Source organism: Actinocorallia lasiicapitis, from assembly GCF_054778695.1.
Window position 1 is genome coordinate 1 of the sequence record NZ_BAAGZI010000291.1, and the last position, 7665, is coordinate 7665.

Annotated in this window: 9 protein-coding genes; all 9 read right to left on the reverse strand. The window is 72.1% G+C overall.

What is annotated here, in order from left to right:
- A partial coding sequence (locus ACYVE7_RS25045; RefSeq protein ID WP_460367769.1) for a beta-ketoacyl synthase N-terminal-like domain-containing protein occupies positions 1-2043 on the reverse strand: 2043 nt, incomplete at its 3' end.
- A complete protein-coding gene (locus tag ACYVE7_RS25050) occupies positions 2040-3320 on the reverse strand; it encodes a beta-ketoacyl-[acyl-carrier-protein] synthase family protein (protein WP_460367771.1) in 1281 nt (426 codons plus the stop codon). The genes ACYVE7_RS25050 and ACYVE7_RS25045, both read right to left, overlap by 4 nt.
- Positions 3317-3685, reverse strand: a complete 369-nt coding sequence (locus tag ACYVE7_RS25055) for a 3-hydroxyacyl-ACP dehydratase FabZ family protein (protein WP_460367773.1) — start codon at positions 3683-3685, stop codon at positions 3317-3319. Before ACYVE7_RS25055 ends, ACYVE7_RS25050 begins: the two co-directional genes overlap by 4 nt.
- Positions 3682-4941, reverse strand: a complete 1260-nt coding sequence (locus tag ACYVE7_RS25060; protein WP_460367775.1) for a beta-ketoacyl-[acyl-carrier-protein] synthase family protein — start codon at positions 4939-4941, stop codon at positions 3682-3684. The genes ACYVE7_RS25055 and ACYVE7_RS25060 overlap by 4 nt, the downstream gene beginning before the upstream one ends.
- On the reverse strand, positions 4938-5381 hold the full coding sequence (locus ACYVE7_RS25065) for a hotdog family protein (protein ID WP_460367777.1): 444 nt from the start codon (positions 5379-5381) through the stop codon (positions 4938-4940). The genes ACYVE7_RS25060 and ACYVE7_RS25065 overlap by 4 nt, the downstream gene beginning before the upstream one ends.
- Positions 5366-5797, reverse strand: a complete 432-nt coding sequence (gene acpS / locus ACYVE7_RS25070; RefSeq protein ID WP_460367782.1) for a holo-ACP synthase — start codon at positions 5795-5797, stop codon at positions 5366-5368. Before acpS ends, ACYVE7_RS25065 begins: the two co-directional genes overlap by 16 nt.
- A 5-nt stretch (positions 5798-5802) precedes the next feature.
- Entirely contained in the window at positions 5803-6579 is a 777-nt protein-coding gene (locus ACYVE7_RS25075; protein ID WP_460367778.1) for an SDR family NAD(P)-dependent oxidoreductase, read from the reverse strand.
- A 38-nt stretch (positions 6580-6617) separates the two neighbouring features.
- A complete protein-coding gene (locus ACYVE7_RS25080; protein ID WP_460367779.1) occupies positions 6618-7010 on the reverse strand; it encodes a phosphopantetheine-binding protein in 393 nt (130 codons plus the stop codon).
- 78 nt (positions 7011-7088) lie between these two features.
- The coding region (locus ACYVE7_RS25085) for an ACP S-malonyltransferase (protein WP_460367780.1) at positions 7089-7665 on the reverse strand (577 nt) is incomplete at its 5' end.

A 7665-nucleotide genomic window follows, 5' to 3' on the forward strand; every position in this document is an offset into this window, starting at 1 on the left:
GTCGCGGATGGCGCGTTCGACGCCGTTGCCGTGTTTGTCCCAGCGGCCGACGCCGCGCCCGTCGGAGGCGATGCCGGAGCCGAGGAGTTCGGCGTAGGGCTGGGCGCCGCGGGCGGCGGCGTGCCGTTCCCGTTCCAGGACCAGCGCGATCCCGGCTTCGGCGAGGGCGAACCCGCCGTCGAAGCTCGCGCCGAGGCCGTTGCCGGTGCCGCGGAGCGCGCCGAGGGTCCGGTAGGCGGCGGTGACGGTGCCGGTGAGGCAGTCGGCGCCGACGGCGATCATGGCGTCGGCGTTGTCGCCGGCGATCAGTTCGCCGGCGTAGATGAGGGCGTTGGCGGACGCGGCGTGCCCGGCGGTGACGGTCGAGGCGGGCCCGACGGCGCCCAGGTGCATGGCGACCTGGCCACCGGCGGCGTTGTAGACGGTGTTGGGGAAGACGGCCGGGTTCGCGGCGCGGGGCCCGTCGGTGAACAGGGGCCGGGAGAAGTTCTCCATCGACTCCATGGGCCCGACGCCGGTGCCGAAGATGACGCCGGTCCGTTCGGCGTTGCCGGGCCCGATCTCCAGGCCGGCGTCCTGGAGGGCGAGCCGTGAGGCGATGACGGTGAACATGCCGAGCCGGTCCATCCGGCGGCGCTGTTTGGCGGGCAGGTGCGCGGCGATGTCGACGTCGGCGCGGCCGACCGTCACCCGGTTCTCCACGGTGGTGCACTCGCGGCCGGTGGCGTAGGCCTCCCACAGCTCTTCGAGGGTGGATCCGGCCGAGGTGAGCGCCGACAGGCCCGTCACCACGACCCGGTCGCCTTCGGGGACGGGCGGCGCGGTCTGGCCGCGGGTGAACACGACGGTGGCGTTGGCGCCGCCGAAGGCGAAGTTGTTGGAGATCGCGGCGGGGAAGTCCGCGGGCCGGGAGATGTTCGGCACGTAGTCGAGGTCGCATTCGGGGTCGGCCTCGGTGAAGTTGGCCGTCGGCGGGACGATCTGCTCCTGCAGCGCCTTCACCGTGACGATGCCCTCGACCGCGCCGGCCGCGCCGAGCAGGTGCCCGATCATCGACTTGGTGCTGGACAGCAGCGCGCCCTTGGCTCCGTCGCCGAGCCCGAGTTTGGTGGCCTTGGTCTCGGCGGGGTCGTTCTTGGCGGTGCCGGTGCCGTGGCTGTTGACGTAGCCGACGTCGGCGGCCGCGACGCCCGCCGAGCGGAGGGCGGCCCGGATGGCGCGGGCCGCTCCCTTGCCCTCGGGGTGCGGGGCGGTGGCGTGGTAGCCGTCGGCCGACAGCCCGTATCCGGCGACCTCGGCCAGGACCGGCAGGCCGAGGGTGAGGGCGAGGTCCTGGCGGACCAGCAGCATCATGCCGCTGCCCTCGCCGAGGGACAGCCCGCTGCGGTCCTTGGAGTAGGGGGCGGCGGGCTGCGGGGACAGCGACTCCAGGGAGTTGAATCCGGCGACGAGCACGTCCGACAGCCCGTCGGTGCCGCCGGCGAGGCACACGTCGGCGCGGCCCGAGCGGATCAGGTCGGCGGCGTAGCCGATGGCGTTCGCGCCGGCCGCGCAGGCGGTGTCGACGGACAGGACGGGGCCGCGCGCCCGGAACGCCCCGGCGACGGCCTCGGCCAGGGCCTGCGGCGGGACGAACAGGACGAGGCGCGGGTGGGGTTCGACCCCGTCCAGCCGGTCCTTGTACCAGTGGGTTCCGCTGATGAGCCCGCCGTTGCAGGTGCCGACGACGACACCGAACCGCTCGGGCGGGACGAGCCGCGCGACGGACGGCGCCGCCGACAGGGCCTCTTCGGCGGCGACGAGCAGGAAGTCGAGCGCCCGGTCGCGCCGGCCGACGGGGTAGCCGACGTCGACGGTCGGTTCGGGGACCTGTTCGACCTCGCCAGCGATGTCGGTGCGGAATCCGTCCATGGGCATGTGCTGGACGGGCCTGATGGCGACCCTGCCCCGTTCGACGCCGTCCCACAGATGTTTGACGGTCGGTCCCTGGGAGGTGACCGCGCCGAGTCCGGCGACGACGACCCGATGGGTGATGGCTGTCATGGGGTGCTCCTTCCTTGAACCGAGCGGACGGCCAGGACGGTGTTCTGGCCTTCGAGTCCGCGGGCGACGGCGAGGGCGGTCGCCACGGGCATCTCTCTGGCCGATCCGGTCACCCAGTCGAACGCGCAGCCGGGCCGCGGCTCGCTGAGGTTGAGGTTCGGCGGGACCGCGCCGTGTGACGCGGCCAGCACGGCCACCGCGACGTTCATCGCGCCGGACGCGCCGACGGTGTGGCCGACCGACGGTTTCACCGAGCTGGCGGCGGGGGTGTGCGGGCCGAACACGCGGTGGTAGGCGGCGGCCTCGCTGAGGTCGCCGAGTTTCGTGGCGGAGCCGTGGGCGGCGATGTAGGAGACTTCGCCGGTGTCGGTCCTGGCGTCTTCCAGTGCGCGGTTGAGGGCGTGGACGAGGCCGCGTCCCTCGGGGTGGGGGGTGAGGAGCTGGTGGGCGTCGTTGCCGCAGCCGTAGCCGGTGACCTCGGCGTGGATGTGGGCGCCGCGGGCGCGGGCGCTGTCCCATTCCTCCAGGATGAGGAACGCGGCGCCTTCGCCGAGGACGGCGCCGTCGGCGGCCCGGTCGAACGGCCGGAACGCCGCGGGGTCGTCGGAACCGGTCAGCACGCCGAGGGAGTCGAAGGAGGAGATCCCCCACCACCAGGTCGGGTCGTCGTAGCCGCCGGCGATGGCGACGTCGGACTCGCCGCGCCGGATCGACCGGAACGCCCGGCCGACCGCGTTCAGCCCGGCTTCGGCCGTCCCGGCGAAGTAGGTGTTGGCGCCCATCAGGCTGAAGGCGGCGGAGATGTAGAACAGGGACGCGCCCTGCAGGCCCTCGACGTAGAACAGCGGCTGGAACGACGACACGTTCTCGCCGACCTTCCGCACGTCGAACCGGCCGTCCTCGCCGGTCGCCTCGACGATCGCGGAGGTCAGTTTGGTGAGGTCGGAGACCTCTTTGCTGCTGCCGGTGAACAGCGCGGTCCGCTCAGCGTCCAGGGAGTCCTCCAGGCCGGCGTCGCGCAGGGCGAGCGCGGTCGCGCTGACGGCGTACCGTTCGCCGCGCATCATCTTGCGTGCGGTGCGGCGGCAGGAGTCGGGCAGCAGCGCCAGGTCGAAGTCGTCGATCTCGGCGGCCAGCCGGGTCCGCAGGGCGGAGGCGTCGAAGCCGCGGATGGGGCGGATCGCGGTGTGGCCGGCGAGCATCCCCTTCCAGCTCTGCTCGGTGGTGGAGCCGAGCGCGGACACCACACCGACGCCGGTGACGGCCACTCGTCTCATGACGCCTCCATCCGCAGGGCGCGGGCGCTGGTCACGACCGTGCCGTCGACTTTCACGGAGCCTTTGAGCACCGCGTGGCGCTCGGTCTGCTCACTGAGTTCGACCTCGACGACGATCTGGTCGCCGGGCCGGATGAAGTGGCGGTAGCGGACGCGTTCGGCGCCCGCCAGCCGCCAGGTGGGGCCGAGCAGCACTTGGGCCAGCTCGCCCAGGGTGCCGAGCACCAGGACGCCGGGCAGGACCGGCCGGGCCGGGAAGTGACTGTCGAAGATCGCGAGCGTCTGGGGGACGTTGCGCAGGCCGACGGCCCGCTTTCCCGGTTCCACCGAGACGATCCGGTCCAGGACGATCAGCGGAGCGCTCATGATCCGTACTTTCTGAGGACGAGGCTGCCGTTGGTGCCGCCGAACGCGAACGCGTTGGCGACGGCGGCGCGCACCTCCCGGTGGCGCGCCGTGTGGGGCACGTAGTCGAGGTCGAGTTTGGGGTCGGGGGTGTTCAGGTTGATGGTGGGCGGGGTGATGCCGGTGCGGATCGCCTGGACGCCGAGGAAGGCGTTGAGGGCGCCGGAGGCGGCCGTCAGATGGCCCGTCATCGATTTGGGGGCCGTCACCATCAGCCGGTCGGCGTCCCCGCCGAACACCTTCTTGATCGCGACGGTCTCGCACAGGTCGTTGCCGGGGGTGCTGGTGCCGTGCGCGATCACCAGGTCGATGTCGGCGGGGGTCAGGCCGGCGTCGCGCAGCGCCCAGTCCATCGACTGGATCGGGCCGCTGCCGTTGGCGGGCGCGTCGGTGATCCGGTAGGCGTTCAGGCTGGAGCCGTAGCCGACGACCTCCGCCAGGACGGTCGCGCCGCGCCGTTCGGCGGCCTGGAGGTCCTCCAGCACGAGCGCGACGGCGCCCTCACCGAGCACGAACCCCGACCGGTCGCCGGAGAACGGCCGCGACGCGGTGTGGGGGGTGTCGTCGTAGCCGGAGGCCAGCGCGCCCAGCAGCGTGAACCCCAGCACGTCCAGCCAGGTGGTGAGGGCGTCGTATCCGCCCGCCACCATGAGGTCGGCGTCGCCTTCCTGGATGTGGCGGAACGCCTCGCCGAGGGCGTGGGTGCTGGCCGAGCAGGCGGTGCTGACGCCGATCATGGGGCCTTCCAGGCCCCAGCGGCGGGCGATGGCCTCGGCTCCGACGTTCTGCTGCCGCAGCAGCAGGCTGACCGGGCCCTGCGGGATCACTTCGCGTCCGCCGGAGCGGTGGTGGGCGCCGAGGACCTCGGCGAGCTCCTGCGCTTCGGGACGGCCGGCGCTGGCGCCCATCGCGATCCCGCTGCGTTCGGGCCGGTGGGCGCCGCCGGCCAGCGCCTGGGCCATCGCCTGGTGGGCGGCGGCGTAGCCGTAGGCCGACGCGCGGGTCAGGTGGCGGCCGTCGGCGGGCGTGGGCAGGTAGGGGGTGACGTCGAAGCCGTCGACCATCGCGGCGATGCGGATGGGGAAGGTCTCGGCGTCGAAGGAGGTGATGCGGCCGACGCCGCTGCGGCCCGCGACGAGCGCGTCCCAGGTGGAGGCGGCGTCCTGGCCGAGGGGGGTGACGGCGCCCAGGCCCGTCACCGCGACACGGCGTCTCATACGGCGGCCTCCAATCCGAGCTGGCCCATGAGGCGGGCGGTCTCGTCGGCGTCCTGCAGGTCGGTGGCGTCGATGAGGGCGCACATCACGTCGACGGCCTCCAGCACGGGACGGCCGTCGACGGTGGCCGTGCCGGACACGACCGCCATCTCCTGCGTCATCGTCGACACCCGGCCCTCCAGGACGACGACGTCGCCGGGGCGGACGTCGCCGGTGAAGGACACCGAGCCGATCTGCAGCAGCGCGGCGCGTTTGCGGCGGCCGGTGCTGGCGACGACCAGCCAGGTCGCGGCCTGGCAGAGCGCTTCCAGGACGAGGGGCGGCGGCATGACCGGGTCGGTCCCGGTCCAGAACTCCTCGCTGAGCGAGGTGAGTTTCCGGCCGCGGACGGAGGTGTGCGGCTCGTAGGAGTCGATTCGGTCGATCAGATGGAACCGCAAGGGTCTTCCTCCCCGTTCCGATGGGCGTCGTTCCAGACCGTGACCACGCTGGCCAGGGCGACGCCGGAGGTGTGCGACAGGGAGACGTCGATGCCGGTCAGGCCGTCCCGGCCGGCGCGGGCCGCGGTCTCGCCGTGCAGGCGGACGGACGGTTTGCCGAGCGGCTGGTTGACGATCTCGACGTCGGTCCAGCGCTGGCGGCGGCCCAGTCCGGTGCCGAACGCCTTCAGCACGGCCTCCTTGGCGGCGAACCGGGCCGCGAAGGACGCGGCGTGGTGTTTCTTGCGCCGGCAGTAGGCGATCTCGTGTGCGGTGAACAGGTCGGTGATCCCGGCGGGGTGCTCGGCGAGCAGCCGTGCGACGCGGTCGACCTCGACCACGTCGACGCCCACCCGCACCCTGGCCTGGTCGTGCATCGCGGTCACCAGTTCGTGCGGCCGAGGCCGAGCTGGCCTCCGACGCCGCCGTCGACCGGCAGGAGGGTGCCGGTGATGAAGCCCGAGCGGGGCCCGGCGAGGAACAGCGCGGCTTCGGCGACGTCGTCGGCGCTGGGGAAGCCGCGCAGCGGCACCTGCTTCTTGATGTTCTTGCCGCCGTCCTTGGCGAGCAGGTCGGCGACCAGGTCGGTGGGGACGAATCCGGGCAGGACCGCGTTCACCCGGATGCCGAAGCGGGCCAGTTCGACCGCCGCGCACCGGGTGAACGCGTTGATGGCGCCCTTGGAGGCGGCGTAGTTGGACTCGCCGGTCCAGCCGCGCTCCCCCATCATCGACGACATGTTGACGATCGTGCCGTCGCGCTGGCCCATGAAGTGCTCCAGGACGGCCTTGGTGCAGTTGAAGGTGCCGCCGAAGTTGACCCGCATGACCTGGAGCCAGTCCTCGGCCTCCATGTTGAAGATCAGCGCGTCGCGGGCGATGCCGGCGTTGTTCACCAGGACGTGCAGCCCGCCCAGTTCGGCGATGGTCGTGGCGACGACCGCGCGCGCCTGGTCGGGGTCGGACACGTCGCCCTGGACGGCGACGGCCCGCCCGCCGCCTTCGATGATCTCGGCGACGGTCTTCTCCGCCGCCTGCTCTTCGCTCCGGTAGTTGACGCCGACGGCCGCACCGGCGGCCGCCAGCCGCAGTGCCGTGGCCCGGCCGATCCCGCGGGACCCCCCGGTCACGAGAGCCGCCCGTCCCTTGAGTTCGGTCACCGGTACCGTTCCTTCCGTTGTGGAGTCGGTTGTGGGGTTCAGGCGGGGACGGCGGCGCGCGAGACGACCAGCGCGACCAGGTTCTCGACGGTGAAGTGGCCCATCACCTGCTCGGCTTCGAGCTTGCCTTCGAGCTCTTCGACGTCGAGCTGCGGCATGACCTTCTTGAGCTGGGCGAGGCCCTTGGCGGTGATGATCTCGTTCTCGTCGCCGAACTCCTCGTCGGGGATGCCGCCCTGGACGTACTCCGACAGGTCGGACGCCTGGATCTTGATTCCGGTCGCCCGCTCGATGCGGAAGAGGATGTCCAGCAGGTCGATGGACTCGGCGCCCAGTTCGTCCATCAGGGTGGACTCGAGGGTCACCTCGTCGAGGTCGAGGCCGAGGGCCTCGGCGACCGCGTTGCTCACGACGTCATTGAAATCAGTCATGTTTCCGCTCCTGCTTTCCTTTTTCTGGGTGACGCACCGATAGCGAATTTAGACGGGGGCGGGGCCGTTCACCATTGTTCAAGGAATCGGCTGTTCAAGGAATCGGCGAAGGCGCCTTTCCTGGCCGAGGCTGTGCACCGGGATTTCGGGGTGGATCTTCATGGTGAATCCGCTGAGGGCGCGGCCGGGACCGCATTCCACGAAAAGGTCGTGGCCGGCCAGTTCCCGCATGGTGGCCGTCCAGCGGACGGGTCCGGCGACCTGGCGGAGCAGGGCGTCGCGGACCTGCGCGGCGGTCGTCACGGGCGCGCCGGTGACGTTGGCGATGACGGGCAGCCGCGGGTCGCGGATCTCCACGTCGGCGAGCGCCGCGCCGAACTCGGCCTCCAGCGGCGCCATCAGCCCGCAGTGGAACGGGGCGGCGACCTTCAGCGGCACCACCCGGGCGCCGGCCTCGGCCGCCAGTTCCATCGCCCGGGCGACGGGTTTGTCGGCGCCGGAGATGACGGTCTGCTCGGGTTCGTTGTAGTTGGCGGGCGCGACGGTGCCGCCGAGTTCGGTGGCGGCCGCCGCGCACAGCTCCTCGACCCGCGCGGCGGGCAGGCCGATGACCACGGCCATCGTGATGAACTCGCGGGTGGTGACCATGCCGGCG